This window comes from Flavobacterium sp. (assembly GCF_046293665.1).
Taxonomy (GTDB): Bacteria; Bacteroidota; Bacteroidia; order Flavobacteriales; family Flavobacteriaceae; genus Flavobacterium.
Genome location: NZ_JBKBOL010000002.1, coordinates 370,140 through 393,361, shown reverse-complemented (window position 1 = coordinate 393,361; position 23,222 = coordinate 370,140). Strand labels below are relative to the sequence as shown.

Genomic DNA, 23,222 nt, shown 5'->3' with positions numbered 1-23,222 from the left:
TATGAAAAAGATATTATTCAGTTTATCCATAGTTCTTTTTGCTTTCACTTCTTGTGAAAAAGTAATTGATGTGGATTTGTCTACCTCAGCACCAAGATTGGTTATTGAAGCTTCTATTCAATGGATGAATGGAACTCCGGGAAATGAACAAATCATCAAACTTTCTACTACGACCGGTTATTTCTCCAATGAAATTCCTCCGGTAACTGATGCGATAGTTTACATTACCAATAGTTCTAATGAGGTTTTTAATTTTATTCAAGACACAGAACTCGGAGTTTACAAATGCCTAAACTTTAATCCGGTATTAAATGAAACTTACACTTTAACCGTTATCTATGAAGGAGAAACTTATACTTCAACTGAAAAATTGTTAGATACGCCAACAGTAACCAGAATAGAACAAAACGATGAAGGCGGTATTTTAGGCGATGAAATTGAAGTGAAATTCTTTTTCAATGATTTAGTCAATGAAACCAATCATTATTTGGTAAGAATTGATGACCCCTATAAAGTCATCCCCGAATATGGTGTAATTGAAGACCGTTTTTTTCAAAACAATGAGATGTTTGGTTTGTATTTCAGTGAAGATTTAAAAGCCGGAGACACCTTAAAATTTACCCTAAACGGTATTACCCTAAATTACTATAACTATATGGATATCTTATTGGAACAAACCGGTTCAAATAGTATGGGACCATTTTCTACACCAACGTCAACGGTTAGAGGCAATATCATCAACCAAACGGATTTCAATAATTTTGCCCTAGGTTTTTTCAGATTGAGCAAAACCGAAGTTTCCGAATATATTATACAATAAATTGACACGCTAAGCCTAACGATTTTAGATTTCTGAAGTTTAGAATAAAGTAAAACAATATCACTAAATTTACACCTTTTCATTCTGAAATCTTAAGTCTAAAATCTAAATTCACAATGTCATCACATCACATCGTTCGCGACGACCAAGAACCAGCTTTGATTATTGCCAATGGCGAGGCTTGTAGTACAGAACTATTAGGACAATTGCTTGAATGGTCACCACTAGTCATCGTTCTAGATTCGGCTATTGAGCGGGTTTTGGAGTTAGGGATTAAAGTTGATGTATTGCTGGGCGATTTTGACCGAGGTTTTGACCCGGAATATTACAAAGAAAAGCAATACCCCATTGAAATTGTTTACGCACCCAACCAAGAGAAAACCGACTTGGAAAAAGCCTTTGATTATTTAATCGAAAAAGGTCACAAAGCTGCCAATGTGATTTGGGCTACCGGAAGAAGAGCCGACCATACAATTACCAATTTAACCAACATAGTTGCTTATCGAAATAAATTAAAAGTCGTGATTCTTGACGACCATTCGAAAGTGTTTTTATTGCCGAATCAATTTGAAAAATGGTATACGGAAAACACCATACTTTCTCTAATTCCTATCGGAAAAGTAACCGGCATCTCAACCCAAAATCTTTTCTATTCTTTAACCAATGAAGCATTAACCATCGGTTACCGAACCGGAAGCAGCAACCACGTTACTAAAGACGGAATCGTAAAAATCACTCACACCGACGGCGATTTGTTGCTGATGGAATGTTGGGATTAAAAATAACCGCAGATTCGCAAATTAAATATCTCATAAATAATTTGCAGTTACTAAATTAAAATATACTTTGAAAACTCAAAATAGTTCAGAAAAAACAAGCTTCCACCCGAGAAATCCACACCGATTTCGATATGATTTCGACGCTTTGATAAAAGTTTGTCCCGAATTGCAAAGTTTTGTTTACACCAACGAGCACAACATAGAATCTGTAGATTTCAGTAATCCTGATGCTGTAAAAGCACTGAACAAAGCCTTGTTGATTTTCTATTACGACATTCAAAATTGGGACATTCCGACCAATTATCTTTGTCCACCGATTCCGGGAAGAACTGATTACGTTCATTACCTCGCCGATTTATTGGCCGAAACAAACAATGGTGTCATTCCTGAAGGCGAAGCTATAGTAGGTTTAGATATTGGGATTGGTGCCAATTGCATTTATCCAATTATTGGAAATAGCTCTTATGGTTGGAGTTTTGTTGGCACCGATATTGACGAAAAAGCGCTGCAAAATTGCAAAAAAATCATAGCCAATAATCCAAAGTTGATTGAGGTGATTAGTTTACAATTGCAAATTGAACCTAGATTTATTTTCAAAAACATCATTTTGCCGGAAGACAAATTTGCTTTTACGATTTGTAACCCGCCGTTTCACAATTCGGCTGAAGAAGCGGCGAAAAGTGCTTTGCGAAAAGTGAATACTTTAAGTGATAAAAAAACCTCAAAACCCGTTTTAAATTTCGGTGGCCAAAATGCAGAATTGTGGTGCCAAGGCGGCGAAATAGGTTTTATCACCCAAATGATTTATGAAAGCGCCAAATATCCGATGCAATGTTTATGGTTTACGACTTTAGTTTCCAAAAAAGACAACCTGAAAAGCATTTATAAAACGCTGAATAAAGTTGGCGCTGCCGAAATCAGAACCATCGATATGGCGCAAGGCCAAAAGATTAGCCGAATAGTGGCGTGGACGTTTTTGACCAATAAACAACAGCAAGATTGGAAGTACGAGGTACAAAGTACGAAGTGAGAAGTACGAAGTGGGAAGTGGGAAGTGTGAAGTGAAAATTTTAATTTTGATTTATATGACAAATGATTTGAAACAAAGAACAAAAAAGTTTGCTTTAGATTGTTGGAAATTGTGCTCACAATTACCAAAAACCAGAGAGTACAATGCCTATGTCAATCAACTTATCAGAAGTTCGAGTTCTGTGGGTGCCAATTACAGGGCATCACAACGGGCTAAATCAACCGCAGATTTTTTAAACAAACTTAAAATTGTGGAAGAAGAAATTGATGAAAGTGATTATTTTTTAGAGTTACTTTTTGAGGTTTCTCAAATGGAAAAATTAAATTTGGAATCTGGATTTCAACCATTAATAAAAGAGGCAAAAGAATTAACCGCTATTATAGTTGCGGCTATAAAAACAACCAAAAGTAATATTAAAACCAAATAAAAACTTCGTACTTTGTACTTTGTAAATCGCACTTAAAAAATGAAATTCCAAGTCGTATCCGAATACCAACCTACCGGTGACCAACCACAAGCTATAGACAAACTAGTCAAAGGCATTGTTAATGGTGAAAAATACCAAACACTTTTAGGCGTAACCGGTTCCGGAAAGACGTTTACTATGGCTAATGTGATCCAAAATGTGGAAAAACCGACTTTGGTTTTGGCTCACAACAAAACCTTGGCAGCTCAGTTGTATTCAGAGTTTAAGCAATTTTTTCCGAATAATTCCGTACAGTATTTTGTGTCGTATTATGACTATTACCAACCCGAAGCTTACATTCCGGTTACCGGCGTTTTTATCGAGAAAGATTTGTCCATCAATGACGAATTGGAGAAACTGCGTTTGAGCACTACTTCTGCCCTATTATCAGGACGAAGAGATGTTTTGGTTGTAGCTTCTGTCTCTTGTTTGTACGGTATCGGAAATCCGGTCGAGTTTCAAAAAAATGTGATTTCAATTGACAAAGGCCAAATAATTTCACGCACTAAATTATTACATCGCCTAGTGCAAAGTTTATATTCCAGAACCGAAGTAGAATTCACTCCGGGAACATTTAGAATCAAAGGCGACACTGTGGAAATCTTCCCGAGTTATGCAGACGAACCTTTCCGTGTGCATTTCTTTGGCGACGAAATTGAAGAAATAGAAGCTTTCGACCCAAAAACCGCCAAAGTTTTCGAACGCTACGAAAAACTGAATATTTATCCCGCCAATATGTTTGTAACATCACCCGATGTTTTGCAAGCGGCAATTTGGGATATCCAACAGGATTTGGTGAAGCAAGTCGATTATTTTAAAGAAATAGGCAAACATCTTGAAGCCAAACGTTTGGAAGAACGCACCAATTTCGATTTAGAAATGATTCGCGAATTGGGCTATTGTTCCGGAATCGAAAATTATTCTCGCTACTTAGACCGAAGACTTCCCGGAACACGACCTTTTTGTTTGTTAGATTATTTTCCCGACGATTATTTAATGGTGGTAGATGAAAGTCACGTCACGATTTCACAAGTACATGCCATGTATGGCGGTGATAGAAGTCGGAAAGAAAACTTAGTCGAATACGGTTTTCGTTTACCGGCCGCGATGGACAATCGTCCGTTGAAGTTTGAGGAATTTGAAAGCATGCAAAACCAAGTGGTTTATGTTTCCGCCACACCTGCAGATTATGAATTGCAAAAATCCGAAGGAATTTATGTAGAGCAAGTGATTCGTCCAACGGGCTTATTGGATCCAATTATTGAAGTACGTCCGAGTTTGAACCAAATTGACGATTTAATCGAAGAAATTCAAGTTAGATGTGAAGCTGATGAGCGAGTTTTGGTCACCACTTTAACCAAAAGAATGGCGGAAGAACTGACCAAATATTTGACGAAGGTTTCCATTCGTTGTCGCTATATTCATTCGGATGTTGATACTTTGGAACGTGTTGAAATTATGCAGGATTTGCGCAAAGGTTTATTTGATGTTTTGATAGGCGTAAACTTATTGCGTGAAGGTTTAGATTTACCCGAAGTGTCTTTGGTAGCGATTTTGGATGCCGATAAAGAAGGTTTTTTGCGCAGTCATCGTTCGTTGACCCAAACCGTAGGTCGTGCCGCAAGAAACGTGAACGGAAAAGCAATTATGTATGCTGACAAGATTACCAACAGCATGCAAAAAACGATGGATGACACCAATTACCGTCGTGGCAAACAAATAGAATACAATACGCTTCATGGATTGGAACCAAAAGCACTGAACAAAAGTTTAGGAAATGCTTTAAGTGGTAATTCGGTTTCAACCCAATATTTTGAAGACAAAATCGCCAAAGCAGCCGAACCGGAAAGTTTGTATTTATCCAAACCCGAAATCGAAAAGAAAATCCGTGACGCTCGAAAAGCCATGGAAAAAGCGGCAAAAGATTTAGATTTTATGCAAGCGGCAAAGTTTCGTGATGAAATTCAGACGTTGCAAAGTAAATTAACTACAACATAAAAAATACTATGACAAAGACACTCTATTTTTTCATTGTTTTAATCTCATACACAGCTTCTGCACAGGAAACAATTAAACCTAAAGCCAAAAAGAAAAACACCATCTCTATAGAATTTTACCAGCCCATACAAAATTCTCTTCGGGAGTTTTATAACGATGATTGGTTATTATCGCCCTATTTGACAGAGAAGAATAATTATTCCAGAAATGCTTTCTCAAATGCCTTTGGAATCAGTTATGAAAGAATCAAGCATGATGTCGTTTTTAGAACAAGATTAGGACTTACCATACGAGACATCAAAGAACATCTGGATTTTGAAGCTTTCAATATTGATGAAAATATTAAAACAACTGTCAATAACAACTACACTTATACTCAAAATCATATCAATGTCTTTGTCGGTATTGCAAAACGAATTCATTTAGCCAATAATTTTGATTTTGATTTTGGAATCGATCTTGCTTCGGTTTATTATTTGGAAGGAAAAGGTGATTATAACTACAATCTTTACCAAGAAAGTACTTTGGACAACAGTCCTTTGTACGAACAAAACATAACTGTTAATGATAGGATTGGAAATATATCCAGTTTCGGATTAGGCCCGGTTTTTAAACCACAATACAATTTTTCAGAGAATTGGGTTGTATCTGCCGAATTTCAGGTTTACTTCATGAAAACATTTTCCAATAACAAGTCGACGCGACTTGAAATAAGTGATGTATCGGTTCCTAATCAAAATATTAATGAACATGTTGAAGTATATGGAGACGTAAAATATGATGTAAAACAATGGAATTGGACGAAAATATCTCCTCTACTTAGAATTGGATATCAATTTTAGAACCTACCAATTGAAGAATTTTTATAATATTTTCACAAACTAAGAAGAAATTATTTGGCTGGAATTTTAGGATAAACGACAAAATAATCTAATTATTTATCTGTTGCTATGCGAAAAAATTTTCAATGAAATTAAGGCGTTGCAAAGTAAATTGACTACGATTGAATGAAAAGTATTTTTACCCATAAATCGGAAACACCAACAGAACTTCAGCTTCAAGAAGCTTTGGGAGAAGCCTATCCTTTTTGGCAAACTTTTATGGAACATACTTTAAAATTATATCCGGAAGCTGTAAGCGAATGGCATTTTTCAAGCGAGAAATTCGGCTGGAGTTATAGGATAAAAGATAAAAAAAGAGTGATTATTTACTTGTTACCAAGGGATAAATTCTTTAAAGTTGCTTTTGTTTTTGGCCAAAAAGCCACCGATGCTATTTTGGAAAGTAACATTTCTGAAACTATAAAAACCGAACTTCAAGCGGCTAAAGTATATGCTGAAGGACGTGGAATTAGGATTGAAATTACTGATAAAACTTTGCTAAACGATATATTAAATCTCATTGAAATAAAGATCAACCATTAAATAAAAAAGCGCCCTAATTTAGGACGCTTATTGATTAAAGGATATCAATCAATCTTTTTGGTTTAGGCAACGCTTCTTGCTTTTTTGGTAACGTTACAAACAATACTCCGTTTTCATAATTAGCATTGATGTCCTCTGTGTTTACTGTTTCCGGTAAAGTAAATGCTCTTCTGAAAGCAGCATAGCTAAACTCTCTGCGTGTATATCTTCCGTTATCGTCTTTTTGCTCATTTTCTGTTTTTACTTCTGAAGAAATAGTCAAGACATTGTGGTCGATTTCAATGGTAAAATCGTCTTTAACTTTTCCCGGTGCGGCTAACTCTAAACTGTAATTAGTGTCGGTTTCTTTAATGTTAACGGCCGGTATATTGGTTTGTAAATTTTGAAATCCGCCAAACCAATCAGGCTTCAAAAACTCATCAATGATTGATGGAAAGTTGTTGTAGTTTCTTTTAACTAAGTTCATGGTTGTAAAAATTTAATGTTAAACATTTTATTTTAATCACAATCCAAAAAACAAACAATATACCAAGACAATACATAAGTCATTTTGGCAATATTTTTAAGTTAGAAATGAAATTTTGTCGGATTTAAGAATCTTTTAACTGACTAAAAATCAGTTTAATTGCTCTTGAAATACTTCGAGTAAAAACTCCGGAGAAATCATTTTGGTAGGCGAAATTTCCATCGCTTTCAATACGCGTTTAATTGCATGCGGATTCAATCCCATATTGATTCCTATTTCATGAATTTTAATCTGTTCACGTTCGTGTAACACACCATCACAATGCATTAACAAAGCCAAACGATAGAATTGTTGGATACGTTCAAACTCTGTTTTGATATGAGTAGGATAATTTTCTTGATGAAATAAGGCTTTAAAATCTTCTTTTGCCACCTGAAGTTCATCGGCTATCATTGATAAAAAAAGGAATTCTCTTTCGTGCAGTCTTCCGTCAACTACAGAAAAAGCAATCATTTCGGCCAATAACGCTAATTTTTCTTCGTATTTATTCATCAATCAATAATTATTTTTTTGCTAAAATATGATTTTTTGTCAAATGTTAATCATTTATTTTAAACATTGATACCTCCATAATTTTAGTTAATTTTACCTTTTTAAAAATTAATGCTACCATGAAAATAGTAAAAATAGTGTTGTTCTGTATTCTCTTTTTTACAATTGAAGCCAATGCACAGTTTGTTAATCCCAACGGCGGACAAGGCATGAATAGAAATAACCGAATGCAAAGTCCTCAATCAACCCCAAGAGAGTTAACTCCGGCAGAAATTGAAAAAAACAGGACTAAGCAAGTTGACAGCTATATGTCTGTTTTAAAAACTGAGTTGACTCTTGACGAGTTGCAATATATTGCGATTAAAAACGAAATGATCAACAGTAGTAAAAGAATGGATATTGTACTTAAAAGTGACTATTCAGACGAAGAAAAAACAGCGGAAATGAAATCCATTCAAGAAAATATGGATAAAACCATAGTGAGTTATTTGAATGCTTCCCAAAAAGAAAAATACGCACTGTTAAAAACTCAAAAAGCAGATAAGAAGAAGAAAAAAACAAAAGGCACTACCGAGCAAAGCGGAGCTGAAGAAAAGGAAAAAGAAACCGATTCTAACAACTAATCATTTTGAAAGTCCTTTTTTTTCTTCTAGTTAGTTTTGCTTTCAGTCAGCTAAATGCCCAAGAAAGCACAGCCAGCAAGCAAGTTTCAACTTTTACCATTGAAGCGCCGCAACTAAAAACCACTAAGAAAATCTGGGTGTACTTGCCTAAAAATTATTCGGCTTCCGCCAAAAAATATCCTGTTCTTTACATGCATGATGCTCAAAACCTTTTTGATGCTAAGACTTCCTATGTAGGCGAATGGAATGTTGATGAGACTTTAGACAGCATCAATGCACAAGTAATCGTAATTGGAATCGAACATGGTGGAGAAAAGCGCATCGAAGAATTGACGCCTTATCCGCATCCGAAATACGCTGGTGGCAAAGCTGATGATTATTTAGATTTTATAGTCAGTACACTAAAACCTAAAGTTGACGCGACTTACCGGACCAAAACCAATGCCAAAAACACAGCCATTATGGGAAGTTCTTTAGGCGGATTGGTTTCCTTTTATGCCGCTTTGAAATATCCTGATGTGTTTGGAAAAGTAGGTTGCTTCTCGCCTTCTTTTTGGTTTAATCGAAAAGATATTAATGATTTACTATCAAAAACAACTGAATTCAAAACCAAAATCTATTTTCTTTGTGGCGATAATGAAGGCGATGCCGATATTGTCCCAGACATGGAAAATGTAGAAAAATGGGTCAATACCAAGCGGTGTGAATGCAAAAAACTCAACAAAAAAGTAATTGTCAAAGGCGGACAACACAACGAAAAATTGTGGCGGGAGAATTTTAAAAAGGCGTATCTTTGGCTGTTTTAAAGTACGAAGTAAAAATTACGAAGTACAAAGTAAAATTTGAAAAATGAACAACAACGATATATTCAAAAAACTCCGTGTCGCTTTACAACTGCGCGATGACCAAATTGTAGAAATCATGCAATTGGTAGATTTCAGAATTTCGGCAGCCGAATTGGGTGCTTTTTTCCGTAATGCCGACCATCCTAAATATATGGATTGTGGTGACCAAGTGCTACGTAATTTTCTGAACGGATTGGTCATTCATTTGCGTGGTACCAAAGAAGAACCCAAAAATGCGATGGATGTGATTAAACAAAATCAGGAAGCGGTAAAGAAAAATGTAATTGAAAAGCCAAAAACTGAATTCAAGCCAAAGCCTAAAACAATTACAAAGAAAAAGCCTTTCAATCCAAAAGACAAAAAGCAAGCGCCCAAAGTCCAAGTAGTGGAAAAAGTGCAATATAAAAACGGTAAAAACAAAAAATCCTGAGCTTTCACTCAGGATTTTTTTATTCTAATCTTAATCGTTTCTGCTCTCTGGCGAGTAACGTATTTTTCAGCAACATAGCAATCGTCATTGGACCAACACCACCAGGTACCGGTGTGATATAAGAAGCTTTTTTGGATACAAATTCAAAATCAACATCACCGGTAATTCGGTAACCTCTTGGATCAGTATCATCGGCTACACGAGTGATTCCTACGTCAATTACTACGGCGTCATCTTTAATCATTTCGGCTTTCAAGTAATTTGGAACACCTAAAGCGGTGATAATAATATCGGCTTGCGTGGTGATTTGCGCAATATTTTTAGTGTAACTGTGTGTCAAGGTAACGGTCGAATTTCCGGGAAATCCTTTTCTTCCCATTAAAATACTCATTGGGCGACCAACAATGTGACTTCTTCCAATGACAACGGTATGTTTTCCTTTGGTTTCTACATTGTATCGTTCCAATAATTCTAAAATTCCAAATGGTGTTGCCGGAATAAAAGTTGTCATATCCAAAGCCATTTTTCCGAAGTTTTCAGGATGGAAACCATCAACGTCTTTGCTTGGATCAATCGCCATCAAAACCCTTTGTGTATCGATTTGTTCCGGCAAGGGCAACTGTACAATGAAACCATCGATATCATCATTTTCATTGAGTTCTTTGATCTTCTTCAACAACTCCGTTTCCGAAGTAGTACTTGGCATTTTAACCAAAGTTGATTCAAAACCCACCAATTCACAGGCTTTTACTTTGCTTCCGACATACGTCAAACTCGCACCGTCATTCCCTACAATTACTGCAGCTAAATGTGGTACTTTTTCACCATTGGCTTTCATTTTATTCACTTCAGCCGTGATTTCTGCTTTAATATCGTTCGATACTTTCTTTCCGTCTAATAATTCCATAATCGATGTTTCAGGTTTAAAGTTTCAGGTTTAAAGTTGTGTAAAACTGAAACATTAGTAGTTAGTTATATACTGAAAAAATTTAAGGTTTAAAACTTCATAACTTGAAACTTTAAACCTTAAACTAATCTATCTCATTCCTTTCATGCCGCCCATCATGCGCATTAAGTTTTTGCCACCACCGCCTTGCATCATCTTCATCATTTTGCTCATTTGGTCGAATTGCTTCAGCAATTGGTTTACCTGCTCTATTTTCGTTCCCGAACCTTTGGCGATTCTGTTTTTTCTTTTCATATCAATAACAGCCGGTTTGGTTCTTTCCAATGGTGTCATCGAGTGAATGATGGCTTCTATGTGTTTGAACGCATCGTCTTCAATTTCAACATCTTTTAGTGCTTTTCCGGCACCTGGAATCATGCCGACTAAGTCTTTCATGTTCCCCATTTTTTTCACTTGCTGGATTTGGGCTAAGAAATCGTCGAAACCAAATTCGTTTTTAGCGATTTTCTTTTGGAGTTTTCTAGCTTCTTCTTCGTCGTATTGCTCTTGTGCTCTTTCTACTAACGAAACCACGTCACCCATGCCAAGTATTCTTTCCGCCATACGCGATGGATAGAATACATCGATAGCTTCCATTTTTTCTCCGGTTCCGATAAATTTGATTGGTTTGTCTACTACCGATTTGATAGAAATCGCAGCTCCACCTCGAGTATCACCGTCTAATTTGGTTAAAATTACTCCGTCAAAATTCAATCTGTCGTTAAACGCTTTGGCAGTATTTACGGCATCTTGACCGGTCATCGAATCGACTACAAACAATGTTTCTTGTGGTTTGATAGCTGCATGCACATTAGCAATTTCGTTCATCATTTCTTCATCGATGGCCAAACGACCGGCAGTATCGACAATGACTACATTGAATCCTTTTGATTTGGCATATTGAATGGCATTTTGAGCGATGGAAACCGCATTTTTATTTTCAGGTTCAGAATATACTTCAACTCCGATTTGGTCACCAACCACGTGTAACTGGTTAATCGCCGCCGGACGATAGATATCACAAGCTACCAATAATGGTTTTTTCCCTTTTTTGGTTTTCAAGTAATTAGCCAGTTTTCCTGAGAAAGTGGTTTTACCCGAACCTTGTAAACCCGACATCAAAATAATCGATGGCGTTCCTGACAAGTTGATTCCTGTAGCTTCGCCGCCCATTAATTCGGTCAATTCGTCTTTTACGATTTTGACCATCAGTTGTCCCGGTTGTAATGTAGTTAATACATTTTCACCGATAGCTTTGTCTTTAACTCTAGTGGTAAAATCTTTGGCAATTTTAAAATTAACGTCGGCATCCAATAAAGCACGACGTACTTCTTTTAAAGTCTCGGCTACATTGACTTCGGTGATTTTTCCATGTCCTTTTAGGATATGTAATGCTTTATCTAGTTTATCACTTAAATTATTGAACATAATGCTATGCTTTGTTTTAATGAAGTGCAAATTTAAGGATTTGATTTAGAACTTCTATGCTTGACCAAATAAAAAAACCATCCTTTTTATCGGGATGGTTTTCAATCAATAACTCTATTTAAAATCAAACTTAATTTTTAGTAAACACTAAGGTATCGGTTCCGCCATTTCCGCCGCTAACATCAATTAATGAAATGGTTGTTGCAGTATAAGACACTATATCCCAATCGTCTGTAAGATCAGCAAAGTTAGCTGGTGAAGTAAAACCAATATTAAAATCTAAATCGTTGCTTGGACTATCATCGTTACTGTCATCAGAAGTAACCGACCAAGTTCCGGCATAAGTATTGGTTCCGTTGGTTGCCGTTAAAACATTACCTGTAGCAAACGTAAAATTGTATCCTGTAAAATGATTGGTTTCATCGTTACCTGAATCAACGTAACTCGTTACTCTCCAAGTTCCATTCGTAGCAGTATTGATTACCGGAGTAGGATCTGATGAGGAAGAGGAATCATCATCAGAACTGCACATGGATGCCACATTTAGCATGAATAGGCAGAAAAGGGCCGGGATTAAAATTAGTTTTTTCATTGTTTTAGTATTTATTAGGTTAATATTTAGTTTTTTGTAAAAGTCAGGTAATCGGTACTTCCATCGCCGCCGCTGACGTGTTTCAATCTGATTTGCGTTGCTGAAAACTCAATGATTCTCCAATCTTCTTCTATTTCATCTAAAGCATTTCCGGCAAAACTTAAGTCCAGTTTATTTACTCCGCTGTTAACATATGTGCTCCAAGTTCCATTGGTGGTCACTCCGTTTTTAACCGCTGCAACAGTACTATTATTATTGAAAGTAAAATCATATCCGTTAAAATAACTCGTTTGGTTATCATCATCTTCCATGAAATAAGAAATATACCAAGTGCCGGAAGTCAAAACAGCTATAAAAGTTTGATTTCCGCTTCCACCGCCTGAATTATTATCATCACAATCATCTATAGAATCGTCGATAAAATTCTCTAACTCATTATTTGAATTAATAACGATTGTTTGTCCGTTAGAATTCACTGCCGAGATAGGATAATTAATAGCTACAAAAACATTGTTTCCTAAATTGCTCAAAAAATTAAAAAGATTACTGTTATTGGTAATGGTTATAGTATTAGCCAACTGATTATTACTATCATAGATATTCAATGTAATTGGGTAAACCAATGTAATACAGTCAATTTCATCAAAACCGTCATCTTCATCACAATCCTCTAAGACATCCTCTAAATCATCAGCATCTTGCAACACTTGGGTTTGAAAATTTTGATAAATAATAGTTATCGGATAGACAAAGTTCACCAAATCATCATCATCTGAAAATTCATCAATTGCATTTTGAACCGTTTGGTAATCTGCTTGGTCAGATACAACTATTTGTTGTGCGTTTACAATCACAGTTACTGGCAATTGCACGCTAAAACAACTCGAACTATCCAATACATTATCAACTGCCGTTGGGTTTTGAGAAGTTCGAGACAACAATCCTGCTATCCTTGAACCAACCACAAAAGTTTGGGTATTGTCTTGAATAATCGTTTCCTCTTCTTCCTGACAACTGCCTAAAGAGATAAAAATAAAGCCGAAAATTATATATCGTACTGCTTTCATAAGATGATAATAGGTTTAGCTCCGCTCCGTTCGCCTTTGGCTTTGGTTGGTTTGGATGTAAAACAAGTCAATGTAAAATTACCCTACTTTAATTGAAAAAAATAATTATTTTTACCAAAGACTTAGCCACTAAATTTTATGTCAAACAAGGAATTATCAGGGATTTGTAAGGAAAATATTTTTTCCGGCTTTTTTAAAAGTCATGCCAAAGCCTTGCGGAATTACCTTTATTACAAATTTGGCAACGAAGACCAAGCCGAAGATATAACCCAAGAAGCCTTTATCAAATTATGGCAAAATTGTGCCGATGTTCCCCTTGAAAAGGCCAAATCTTATATTTATACGATTGCCAATAATGCTTCCTTAAATGTTATTGCCCATCAAAAAGTGGTTTTGAATTATGCTAAAAGTGCTCCCAATAAAGATACCACTAATGTAAGTCCGGAGTTTATTTTGGAAGAAAACGAATTCAAAAGCAAACTATTAAAAGCAATTGACAATCTAAACGAAACCCAACGTGTAGCCTTTTTAATGCATCGTATTGATGGTAAAAAATATGCTGAAATTGCTGAAATATTAAACATCTCTGTAAAAGCAGTTGAAAAACGAATTCATTTGGCTTTAGTAGAACTAAGAAAAGAGTTTGATCATTTTAAGTAGGGTAAAATTAAATAAAACGGTTTCAGTATTGAAATGCAGAAGATTATGGAAGAAAATTACAAATTAGCAAAATGGCTGGCCGGCGAAATGACCGATGAAGAATTGGCTGCATTCCAAGCGGAACCCGACTTTGCCATTTATGAAAATATTAAAAAACACTCATCATCTTTGGAAACACCCAATTTTGATGAAGATAAAACTTTGCGGACTATTTTAGCTTCACCAAAGAAAGAAATTAAAACCGTTTCACTCACTCAAAATTGGTTCTTCAGAATTGCGGCAGTTTTAGTCATCGGATTGGGATTGTTTTTGGGTTACCAAAACTTTGCCACTTCAACTGAGTATGCTGAAAATGGTGTTTTAAACTCATTTATTTTGCCGGATAATTCAGAAGTAGTTTTAAACTCGGGTTCCAAAATAGACTATAAAAAATGGAATTGGGACAACCATCGATCGCTTAAACTCAACGGAGAAGCTTATTTTAAAGTTGCCAAAGGGCAAAAATTTGAAGTCAATACTTCACTCGGAAAAGTGACTGTACTCGGAACACAATTTAATGTAAAACAACGCGATAACCGATTTGACGTAACTTGTTATGAAGGAAAAGTCAAAGTGAATTATGGCGATACTGAAGTCATTATTACCAAAGGCATGAGTGTTGCTTTTGAAAACGGAAAATCTATCAAAATTCCCGAAAGTACTATTCAAAATCCGGAATGGCTGAACAATGAAATGGTTTTCTATCAAGCCAATTTAAAATCAATTATAGGTGAATTCGAACGTCGTTTTGATGTAACTTTGACCTTAGAATCAAATGACAATTCCCAATTATTCACCGGAACTATTCCGGCAGAAAATATTGATGTTGCCTTGCAGATTTTGTCCACAACTTATCATTTGAAACCTACTAAAGTGAGTAAAAACAAAATCCTCTTAAAAGCGGTTGATGCTCAAAAATAGATTAGTCTATTCTTTCTTTATTTTTCTTTTTTTGGTTGCCCAATGTTTGGCGCAAGGAGAAAAGAAGGCCATTCCATTGAAAAATATTTTGGCACAAATCACGAAGAAACACGAAGTAAAATTCAGTTATATCGAAGACGAAATTGTAGTTTATGCAATTGTTCCACCCGATAAAAATTGGACTTTGGAACAAAAAATTGATTACTTAAAAAAAGAAACTCAGCTCGGATTCAAAGCCATTAGCCAAAAATATTACAGCATTTTCAACGACCAAAAATTAGACAAACCACTTTGTGGTTTTTTGCTTGATGTTGAAACCGGAAAAGGAATTGAAAATGCTTTACTCAAAATTGACAAAACCTCGATTTCAGTTTTTACCAATGAAACCGGCTATTTTGAATTGCCTAAAATTTCTTCCGATTTAATTGAAGTGCAACACCAAAGCTACCAATCGTTTAGCATCAATCCGAAAGATTTAAATGTTGCTGATTGTCCTAAATTCAAATTACAGTCTATAACACTATCGCTTGATGAAGTTGTAACGCAAAGGTATTTGGCAACCGGAATCAGCAAAAAAACGGATGGTTCCATTGAAGTAAAACCAAAGAAATTCGGCATTTTACCCGGTTTAATCGAACCCGATGTTTTGCAAACGATGCAACAAGTTCCGGGCATTATCAGCGTTGATGAAACGATTTCTAACATCAATGTTCGTGGCGGAACGCATGACCAAAATTTATTTCTTTGGAATGGCATTCGGATGTTTCAAACCGGACACTTTTTTGGCTTGATTTCGGCTTTTAATCCATCATTGGCCCAAACTATTTTGATTTCAAAAAACGGTAGTTCGGCATTTTTTGGCGAAAGTGTTTCGAGTTTGGTTGACATTTCTTCCAGAACCAATTCGATAGAAAAAACCAATAGTAGCATTAGTACCAATCTTATTAGTGTTGAGTTTTACACCAAATTAAAAGTTTCCGAAAAGGCCAATTTGACTTTGTCTGCCAGACGTTCATTAACTGATTTTTTTAAATCGCCTACGTATAAAAACTACAGTGACAGAATTTTTCAAAACACCGTAATTACCGATTTGAACAACAATGAAATTGTGAATTACAAAAGTGAAGTCGATTTCTATTTTTACGATATGACGGCACAATTTGAGCAAAAAATTGGTTCCAAAAACGAATTGAATATTGATGTTATTGCCATTGAAAACACTTTACAATTCAATCAAACTTCAACCGATTTGAGCAGAACCAGCCAATTGGAGCAGGAAAATTTCGGTGCTACAATTCAATGGAAAACCAATTGGAATGCAAAAAATGTTACGGAATTTAAAGGTTATTTTTCGAGTTATGATTTGAATTCGTCTTATGAAACTTTGGAGAACAATCAGATTTTAGATCAAAAAAATCAAGTGCTTGACACCGGATTTCAAGTTAGGCATTCGAATACGATTTCAAATCAATTTACCCTTAATTCGGGTTACCAATTCAATGAAACCGGGATTACGAATTTTGACGAAATCAACTCACCTTTCTTCTCGAGAACCATTACCAATGTTTTGCTGACACATGTTGGAATTACCGAAGGTGTTTTTGAAACCGAAAGCAAAAAAACCTTTTTGAAAGCCGGTTTTCGGGCCAATTATTTTGACAAATTCGATGCCTTTATTTTAGAACCGAGACTTCAGTTCAATCAAGCGTTAACTTCTGAGTTGAGATTTGAAATTTTGGGCGAACAAAAAAGCCAAACACTTTCACAAATTATCGACTTGCAACAAGATTTTTTGGGTGTTGAAAAACGACGATGGACATTGGCTAACAATTCGACTATACCTATTCAAAAAAGCAATCAGATTTCATTAGGTTTTAGTTATAAAAAGAACAATTGGCTTTTGACTTTAGACAATTTCTATAAAAAAATCACCGGAATTACCAGTAGCAGTCAGGGTTTTCAGAACCAATTTGAATTGGAAAAAACCACAGGTGATTACCGGGTTTTGGGTTCCGAATTTTTGATTCAGAAATCATTTAATCGATTTTACACTTGGTTGAGTTATACTTACAATGACAATAAATACGATTTTGAAGTCTTATCGACTACTACTTTCCCTAACAATTATGCGATTACTCATGCTATTTCTTGGGCGGGAATTTATGAATGGAAGCAACTGAAATTGGCTTTGGGAACCAAATGGCATACCGGAAGACCAATTACAACGCCGGCTTCATTTACGGTTACTGAAGCGAATCCGAATATCGTTTATCATTCACCGAACAATTCCAGACTTAAAGATTATTTTCAAGTCAATTTTTCGGTTTCTAAAGATTGGAAATTGAGTTCGAAAGTTACATTGCAAACTGTTGCTTCTATCTTGAATTTATTGAATACCCAAAACAGTTTGAATCGCTTTTACAGAGTCAACACAACCGATAATTCGGTAGAAAGTGTCGATACTTATTCGCTTGAAATGACGCCAAACTTCAATATAAAACTCAGTTTTTAGTATAAAAAAAGGCCGGAAAAAATTCCAGCCTTTTTCTGCACAAACTAACCAAAAAAATTAAAATGTTGTCAAACTATTAGGCTGATACACAAAATTAAAAGTAAAGTAACGTCCAACAGAAGTCGCATCCGGATTTGAAGGTGCGTTTTGATAATAACTTAAAATTTCGAACTTGGCATATTTCCCATCATGCGTTTTTACTACAAATATTTTACCGGCAATTGGCGAAATGATGTTATTGCTTGGATTGTAATCATACCAACCGTTTCCACTTCCCGTTGGAATAGCGTAAGTTGCATTTCCATCCTGAGCAAAAGTAGAAGCGGCAGGAATTAATGTAACTCCAGCCAATGTTCCAGTCACCATGCTAACTGCTCCAACACCGGTTCTTGTTGGTTCATCTGTAATTCCGATTTGAGTTCCGCCATTTACAATGATGGTTGTTCCTCTAAAAGCAATATCCCAATTGTCATTGGTAACTACGGCATTTTCCGAGAAACTGAATTTGGTAAACGCGCCGCCAACAGGCTGTCCTTGACCACCGGTTTGTGGTGCAAATAAATTAGAGAAAGTTTCTGTTTCCAAAGCCGTATTTGCGTTGGAATCGTCATTACTACAAGAAGAAACGACTATAGCTAAGGCTATCATTGAAAGTTTTAAGAAATTTGTTTTCATAAAAAAGGATTTATAGATTAAAAATTAAATTGAATTCGGGCAAAAAGTTGTCTTCCGGAAATATTGCTGATTTCCTGCGGATTGGTAAAATCGAATAGATTATTGGCTCCGATTTGGAGTGAGAATTTTTCTTTAAAATGTTTGGAAACCGATAGATTAGTGATGAAATAGCCATCGACAAAATCGTCGTATTTGTCTAAAATTTGATTGCTGTTGCTGTCGAAAATGCCATATTTACTTCGGTAAAAAATTCTCAAATTGACATCTGTTTTTAGCTTTGTAAAAGTGTAATAGGCTTTGAAATTGGCGGTATGTTTCGACCGATTAAACAATCCGAAATAGTCTGATTTTTTGAGTTGAAAAGACTGTAAGGTTTCGGGATCACGGGCAAAAACTTCTCCGTTCTCTATTGCTTCAATTACTGATTTGTCTTTGGCAATTAAATATTGGTAACCGACAGAAACTTTAAACTTATTCGTGAAATTATAAGCGATGTTATTTTCGATGCCGTAAGTGAAAATTTCATCGATATTGAAATAACTGAATACATTTTGACCGTTGGTTCTTTGGGCAACAACTTTGGTATCTATCAAATTGGAAATCGAATTGTAGAAAGCATTAATGTCAATCGTCAACTTGCCTTTTTGGACATAAGTTCCGAAGTTGAAATTCACCGAACTTTCCGGTTTTAGAGGATTGTTGAAATCAATGCCCGGACTTCTGAATAAAATTTGGCCTTGATTGTCTAATTCGTTCAAACGATCTTCTGCGACATTGTAACCTAAAACGGTATAACCAACGGATGAATTGGTGAAGTCGAAATACAATTGTCTGAAATCGGGTGCTTTGAAACCGTAACCGACAGAAGTTTTTAAAGAAATGACTTTGTTAACTTTATAATTTAGAGCCAATTTTGGACTGAATTGCGACTGATATTGATTGTGATTGTCGTAGCGAAATCCGGCCAAGATGTTCCACTTTTCTGTTGGATTGTAATCATATTGCAAAAATCCGTATTGCGAATTGAAAGTGACATTGGAACTGAAATAGGTTCGGTCTAAAGTTTCATGGTTGATACCGATTCCGGCCGTAGTTTTACTTTTTGGAGTTGAGAAAGCGGTTCTAATTTCCGGTCGAAATAGCCATTGGTTATAATAACTTTCTTCAAAAAGTTGGTTATTGACATCTTTTAAAAACTCTGCTGTTTTGTAGTTTGTAGCGTAAATTTCGTATTCGGAATTAATTTTAGCATTCCATTTTTGTTCCAATTTTAGTTGCGAATTCCATTCGTTAATTTTCGCATCGCCATTATAATTTTCATCTGAAACAACCGCTTTATACTCTTGTTTTTGATGGTAAAATCGATTACCAAAAACCAACTTTAGGTCTTCTGAAAATTCATAATACAATTTGGGCTGAATGGTTGTGCTGAAATAAGGTTCTACGGTTTGAATCGCATTGGTTTTGTCCAAGTCATAACCATCCGTTGCGAAGTAATTGGTAAAAATACTTCCAGAAAATCGCTTTTTTTTCCAAACAAAATCAGCATTGGCATCATTCGTATTAAAAGTTGCATATCGATAAGACAGATTTCCTGAAAGATTGTCTTTTTTTGGTTTTTTGGTGATGATATTAATCACGCCGGCCAAAGTTTCGGAACCGTATAAGGAAGATGAGGCGCCTTTTACAATTTCAATTCGTTCAATATTGCCAACACTAATTCTGGATAAATCTAAAGTTCCGGCACTTCTTCCAACTAGCGGAACGCCATCGATCATAATTAAAGTGTAAGCAGCGTCTAAACCTTGTACTTGAATGCCTTCTACTCCGCCAAAATCCGGAATCGTAATTAATCCGATTTGCTCTGCTAAAATTTCATTCAATCTGGTAACACCGGCTCTTGAAATTGCATCAGAAGTTATGATGGATGTTGGTAATGGTAACGAAGAGAGTTTGCGTTCTGTTCTGGTAGCTGTAATGACAACTTCATTTAGCACATTGACTTTTACACTGTCAACTGTTTGCTTTTCCTGAGCAAAAACAAGACCTGAGCACATTATCAATCCAAAACAAAAACATCTATTTAGAAACATTCTTAATAATTTTTGACAAATATATATTCTTATTTTTATTTATTCTAAATTAATTTAATATTTTTGTCACATAATTTCAAACCTAAATTTTAACAATATGAAAATCAATTCATTTCTATTTTCAACAGCAATTTTGCTAATCGGATTCAGTGGTTTTAGTCAGGAAACCAAAAAACAACAAGATCAAAAAGCTATTAAATCGATGTGTGGTTGCTATGAAGTCAAGTTCAATTTTGCGGAAACTTTCAGTTATTCAAAAGACAGCGCAAACTACAAACCGTCCAAAACCAAACACGACAGCGGATTAGAATGGGTAGAATTGGTCGAAAACCAAGAAAACAAAATTGTATTGCAACATTTATTGATTGTCGGAAGTACAGAAAAAGACATTGTTAAACACTGGAGACAAGATTGGCTTTATGAAAACACCGAATTGTATTCTTTCTTCAAAGACAAAACTTGGAAATACCAAAAATTAGCGCCAAAATCAGTAAAAGGCCAATGGACGCAAAAAATTTATCAAGTTGATGACAGTCCGAGATATGAAGGAACAGCGAGTTGGGTTTTTGTAGACGGCAAAAGCTATTGGAACACCACCACCGATGCGCCGTTACCAAGAAGAGAACACACTAAAAGAGATGACTATAATGTGTTGAAACGCAGAAACATTCACGAAATTACCTCTTACGGTTGGTTACACGAACAAGACAACGACAAAATTGTCAGAGATGACAAAGGCAATGATGTTCTTTTGGCACAAGAAAAAGGACTTGATGTTTACACCAAAGTCGATGACAGCAAGTGTAAAGCGGCGCAAGATTATTGGAAAACAAACAAAGCACTTTGGCAAAAAGTTAGAACGAAATGGGATGCCGTTTTTGCTAATGACAAAGATTTAACACTTCAAAAATCGGTGAACAACAAACCGCTTTACTCCTTTCTGTTTGATTTAAAACCGGAAGCCAGTCAGCAAGAAGTTGATGCGATTATTGATTCTTTTGTTGTAAAATAAATATTGATTGAGGCAACAATTAAAAACAAAAAATCCAAACTGTTCAGTTTGGATTTTTTGTTTTTACATTCTTTCCGGAACGTCTATTCCTAGGAGTTTGAAGGCTGATTTTATGGTTTCGCCCACCTTTTTAGAAAGTTGGACTCTGAAGGTTTTCTTAGTCAAATCTTCTTCGCCTAAAATTGACACCGATTGGTAGAACGAGTTGTATTCTTTGACCAATTCATAAGTGTAATTAGCGACCAGCGCCGGACTGTGATTATGAGCTGCATTTTGAATTACTTCCGGGAAAAGTTCGATTTGTTTTAATAGTTCTTTTTCTTTGTCGTGTAATTCGATTGCAGTTGTTATTGCATTTAAATCGAAATTCGCTTTGCGCAAAATCGATTGGATACGCGCGTAAGTATATTGAATAAACGGACCGGTATTTCCGGCGAAATCGACTGATTCTTCCGGGTTGAACAGGATTTGTTTTTTAGGATCAACTTTTAAGATGTAATATTTCAAAGCACCGAGACCAATCGTTTTGAACAATTTGGCTTTTTCTTCGGCTGAATAACCTTCCAATTTTCCTAATTCCGTTGAGATTCTTCCGGCGGTTTCGGTCATTTCTTCCATTAAATCATCGGCATCAACAACGGTTCCTTCACGAGATTTCATTTTTCCCGAAGGCAATTCGACCATACCATAAGACAAATGATATAAACTTTCTGCCCAATCAAATCCAAGTTTTTTCAGAATTAAAAATAGTACTTTGAAGTGGTAATCTTGTTCGTTGCCAACGGTGTAAACCATACCGCCGACATCCGGGAAATCTTTCACACGTTGGATGGCTGTTCCGATATCTTGCGTCATGTAAACGGCGGTTCCGTCAGAACGCAATACAATTTTTCGGTCTAAACCATCTTCGGTTAAGTCAATCCAAACCGAACCATCCGAATCTTTTTCGAAGATGCCTTTTTCTAAACCGAATTGGACTACTTCTTTACCTAACAAATAAGTATTGCTTTCGTAATAATAGCTGTCGAAATCGACGCCTAAGTTTTTATACGTTTGGGCAAAACCGTCGTAAACCCATTGGTTCATTTTTTTCCACAACTCAATGATTTCAGACTTTCCGGCTTCCCAATCCAGAAGCATTTGTTGGGCTTCTACAATAATTGGCGCTTGCTTTTTGGCTTCGTCTTCGGTTTTACCTTGGGCAATTAATTCGTTTATTTGTGCCTTATATTCTTGGTCGAATTTTACGTAGAAATTGCCAACCAACTTGTCGCCTTTTAAACCGGCTGATTCCGGTGTTTGGCCTTCGCCAAATTTTTGCCACGCTAACATTGATTTACAGATGTGAATACCGCGATCGTTGATGATTTGGGTTTTGTATACTTTTTTACCTGAAGCTTTGATAATTTCGGCTACTGAGTAACCTAATAAATTGTTACGAACATGACCTAAATGCAACGGTTTATTGGTATTTGGCGAAGAATATTCTACCATTACTGCTTTATCATTTGGCTTAACCGAAACAAATCCGAAGTTTTCATTTTCTTTAATACCGTTGAAGAAATTCAAATAATAATTATCAGAAACGACAATATTTAGGAAGCCGGAAACAACATTAAATCGAACCACTTCTTCAGCATTAGCCATTAAATACTCCCCGATTTTTGTTCCAATTTCTATTGGATTTCCTTTGATGACTTTCAATAACGGAAAAATAACCATCGTGATATCGCCTTCAAAATCTTTGCGGGTCAATTGAAACTCTACCCTTTCAACATTGGCATTGAATAGTTCTTGAATGGCAACTTGAATGTGACTCGTTAAAATTTGTGAAAGCTTCATGG

23 protein-coding genes are annotated in these 23,222 nt (G+C 35.8%); 14 read left to right on the top strand and 9 right to left on the bottom strand.

The window, feature by feature from the left end:
- Position 1 precedes the first annotated feature (1 nt).
- The 7 genes from ACK4R1_RS06180 to ACK4R1_RS06150 all read left to right on the top strand — a co-directional run bounded on the left by ACK4R1_RS06180 (position 2) and on the right by ACK4R1_RS06150 (position 6,517).
- Positions 2-820: a DUF4249 domain-containing protein gene (locus tag ACK4R1_RS06180; protein WP_409684717.1), complete on the top strand. Its 819-nt coding sequence runs from the start codon at positions 2-4 to the stop codon at positions 818-820.
- Between the two features lie 116 nt (positions 821-936).
- Complete coding sequence (locus tag ACK4R1_RS06175) at positions 937-1,599, top strand: thiamine diphosphokinase (RefSeq protein WP_409684715.1); 663 nt, start codon at positions 937-939, stop codon at positions 1,597-1,599.
- A gap of 67 nt (positions 1,600-1,666) precedes the next feature.
- Positions 1,667-2,629 carry a 23S rRNA (adenine(1618)-N(6))-methyltransferase RlmF gene (gene rlmF, locus ACK4R1_RS06170; protein ID WP_409684713.1) on the top strand — a complete coding sequence of 321 codons (963 nt, stop codon included), beginning with the start codon at positions 1,667-1,669 and terminating at the stop codon, positions 2,627-2,629.
- A gap of 31 nt (positions 2,630-2,660) precedes the next feature.
- A complete protein-coding gene (locus tag ACK4R1_RS06165; protein WP_409684711.1) occupies positions 2,661-3,056 on the top strand; it encodes a four helix bundle protein in 396 nt (131 codons plus the stop codon).
- 39 nt (positions 3,057-3,095) lie between these two features.
- Positions 3,096-5,093, top strand: coding sequence for an excinuclease ABC subunit UvrB (uvrB, locus tag ACK4R1_RS06160; protein ID WP_409684709.1), 1,998 nt, complete (start codon positions 3,096-3,098; stop codon positions 5,091-5,093).
- Between the two features lie 8 nt (positions 5,094-5,101).
- Positions 5,102-5,935, top strand: a complete 834-nt coding sequence (locus ACK4R1_RS06155) for a hypothetical protein (RefSeq protein WP_409684708.1) — start codon at positions 5,102-5,104, stop codon at positions 5,933-5,935.
- A gap of 165 nt (positions 5,936-6,100) precedes the next feature.
- Positions 6,101-6,517 (top strand): DUF3788 family protein, encoded by a 417-nt coding sequence (locus ACK4R1_RS06150; protein ID WP_409684706.1) that lies wholly within the window; start codon positions 6,101-6,103, stop codon positions 6,515-6,517.
- 34 nt (positions 6,518-6,551) lie between these two features.
- Here the strand turns inward: ACK4R1_RS06150 and ACK4R1_RS06145 are convergent, their stop codons facing one another.
- The gene (locus tag ACK4R1_RS06145; protein WP_409684704.1) at positions 6,552-6,983 is read right to left on the bottom strand and encodes an Hsp20/alpha crystallin family protein; all 432 of its coding nucleotides are present in this window, start codon (positions 6,981-6,983) and stop codon (positions 6,552-6,554) included.
- 150 nt (positions 6,984-7,133) lie between these two features.
- Positions 7,134-7,535: an excinuclease ABC subunit B gene (locus ACK4R1_RS06140; protein ID WP_409684702.1), complete on the bottom strand. Its 402-nt coding sequence runs from the start codon at positions 7,533-7,535 to the stop codon at positions 7,134-7,136.
- 119 nt (positions 7,536-7,654) lie between these two features.
- Here ACK4R1_RS06140 and ACK4R1_RS06135 point away from each other — a divergent pair, with 119 nt between their 5' ends.
- Genes ACK4R1_RS06135 through ACK4R1_RS06125 form a run of 3 tightly spaced genes read left to right on the top strand, consistent with a single transcriptional unit; the run spans position 7,655 to position 9,433 of the window.
- The gene (locus ACK4R1_RS06135; RefSeq protein WP_409684700.1) at positions 7,655-8,158 is read left to right on the top strand and encodes a hypothetical protein; all 504 of its coding nucleotides are present in this window, start codon (positions 7,655-7,657) and stop codon (positions 8,156-8,158) included.
- On the top strand, positions 8,158-8,964 hold the full coding sequence (locus ACK4R1_RS06130; RefSeq protein WP_409684820.1) for an alpha/beta hydrolase: 807 nt from the start codon (positions 8,158-8,160) through the stop codon (positions 8,962-8,964). The genes ACK4R1_RS06135 and ACK4R1_RS06130 overlap by 1 nt, the downstream gene beginning before the upstream one ends.
- A gap of 43 nt (positions 8,965-9,007) precedes the next feature.
- Positions 9,008-9,433, top strand: a complete 426-nt coding sequence (locus ACK4R1_RS06125; RefSeq protein WP_409684698.1) for a DUF1456 family protein — start codon at positions 9,008-9,010, stop codon at positions 9,431-9,433.
- Positions 9,434-9,452: 19 nt separating this feature from the next.
- Here the strand turns inward: ACK4R1_RS06125 and ACK4R1_RS06120 are convergent, their stop codons facing one another.
- From ACK4R1_RS06120 to ACK4R1_RS06105, 4 genes are all read right to left on the bottom strand, one after another.
- Entirely contained in the window at positions 9,453-10,340 is an 888-nt protein-coding gene (locus ACK4R1_RS06120; protein WP_409684696.1) for a bifunctional 5,10-methylenetetrahydrofolate dehydrogenase/5,10-methenyltetrahydrofolate cyclohydrolase, read from the bottom strand.
- A gap of 129 nt (positions 10,341-10,469) precedes the next feature.
- Positions 10,470-11,807 (bottom strand): signal recognition particle protein, encoded by a 1,338-nt coding sequence (ffh, locus tag ACK4R1_RS06115; RefSeq protein WP_409684694.1) that lies wholly within the window; start codon positions 11,805-11,807, stop codon positions 10,470-10,472.
- A gap of 130 nt (positions 11,808-11,937) precedes the next feature.
- Positions 11,938-12,399 carry a hypothetical protein gene (locus ACK4R1_RS06110; RefSeq protein ID WP_409684692.1) on the bottom strand — a complete coding sequence of 154 codons (462 nt, stop codon included), beginning with the start codon at positions 12,397-12,399 and terminating at the stop codon, positions 11,938-11,940.
- Positions 12,400-12,425: 26 nt separating this feature from the next.
- On the bottom strand, positions 12,426-13,466 hold the full coding sequence (locus ACK4R1_RS06105; protein ID WP_409684690.1) for a hypothetical protein: 1,041 nt from the start codon (positions 13,464-13,466) through the stop codon (positions 12,426-12,428).
- Between the two features lie 138 nt (positions 13,467-13,604).
- Here ACK4R1_RS06105 and ACK4R1_RS06100 point away from each other — a divergent pair, with 138 nt between their 5' ends.
- Genes ACK4R1_RS06100 through ACK4R1_RS06090 form a run of 3 tightly spaced genes read left to right on the top strand, consistent with a single transcriptional unit; the run spans position 13,605 to position 17,598 of the window.
- Complete coding sequence (locus tag ACK4R1_RS06100) at positions 13,605-14,126, top strand: RNA polymerase sigma factor (RefSeq protein WP_409684688.1); 522 nt, start codon at positions 13,605-13,607, stop codon at positions 14,124-14,126.
- A 45-nt stretch (positions 14,127-14,171) separates the two neighbouring features.
- Positions 14,172-15,086, top strand: a complete 915-nt coding sequence (locus ACK4R1_RS06095) for a FecR family protein (RefSeq protein WP_409684687.1) — start codon at positions 14,172-14,174, stop codon at positions 15,084-15,086.
- Entirely contained in the window at positions 15,073-17,598 is a 2,526-nt protein-coding gene (locus ACK4R1_RS06090) for a TonB-dependent receptor plug domain-containing protein (RefSeq protein WP_409684685.1), read from the top strand. The genes ACK4R1_RS06095 and ACK4R1_RS06090 overlap by 14 nt, the downstream gene beginning before the upstream one ends.
- A gap of 57 nt (positions 17,599-17,655) precedes the next feature.
- Here the strand turns inward: ACK4R1_RS06090 and ACK4R1_RS06085 are convergent, their stop codons facing one another.
- Positions 17,656-18,273, bottom strand: coding sequence for an HmuY family protein (locus ACK4R1_RS06085; RefSeq protein WP_409684683.1), 618 nt, complete (start codon positions 18,271-18,273; stop codon positions 17,656-17,658).
- Positions 18,274-18,290: 17 nt separating this feature from the next.
- Positions 18,291-20,366 (bottom strand): TonB-dependent receptor plug domain-containing protein, encoded by a 2,076-nt coding sequence (locus tag ACK4R1_RS06080; RefSeq protein WP_409684681.1) that lies wholly within the window; start codon positions 20,364-20,366, stop codon positions 18,291-18,293.
- A 97-nt stretch (positions 20,367-20,463) separates the two neighbouring features.
- Between ACK4R1_RS06080 and ACK4R1_RS06075 the strand changes: the two genes are divergently transcribed.
- Positions 20,464-21,378, top strand: coding sequence for a DUF6607 family protein (locus ACK4R1_RS06075; RefSeq protein ID WP_409684679.1), 915 nt, complete (start codon positions 20,464-20,466; stop codon positions 21,376-21,378).
- A 63-nt stretch (positions 21,379-21,441) separates the two neighbouring features.
- On the opposite strand, the gene argS is transcribed toward ACK4R1_RS06075, so the two are convergent.
- Positions 21,442-23,220: an arginine--tRNA ligase gene (argS, locus tag ACK4R1_RS06070; RefSeq protein WP_409684677.1), complete on the bottom strand. Its 1,779-nt coding sequence runs from the start codon at positions 23,218-23,220 to the stop codon at positions 21,442-21,444.
- Positions 23,221-23,222 lie beyond the last annotated feature (2 nt).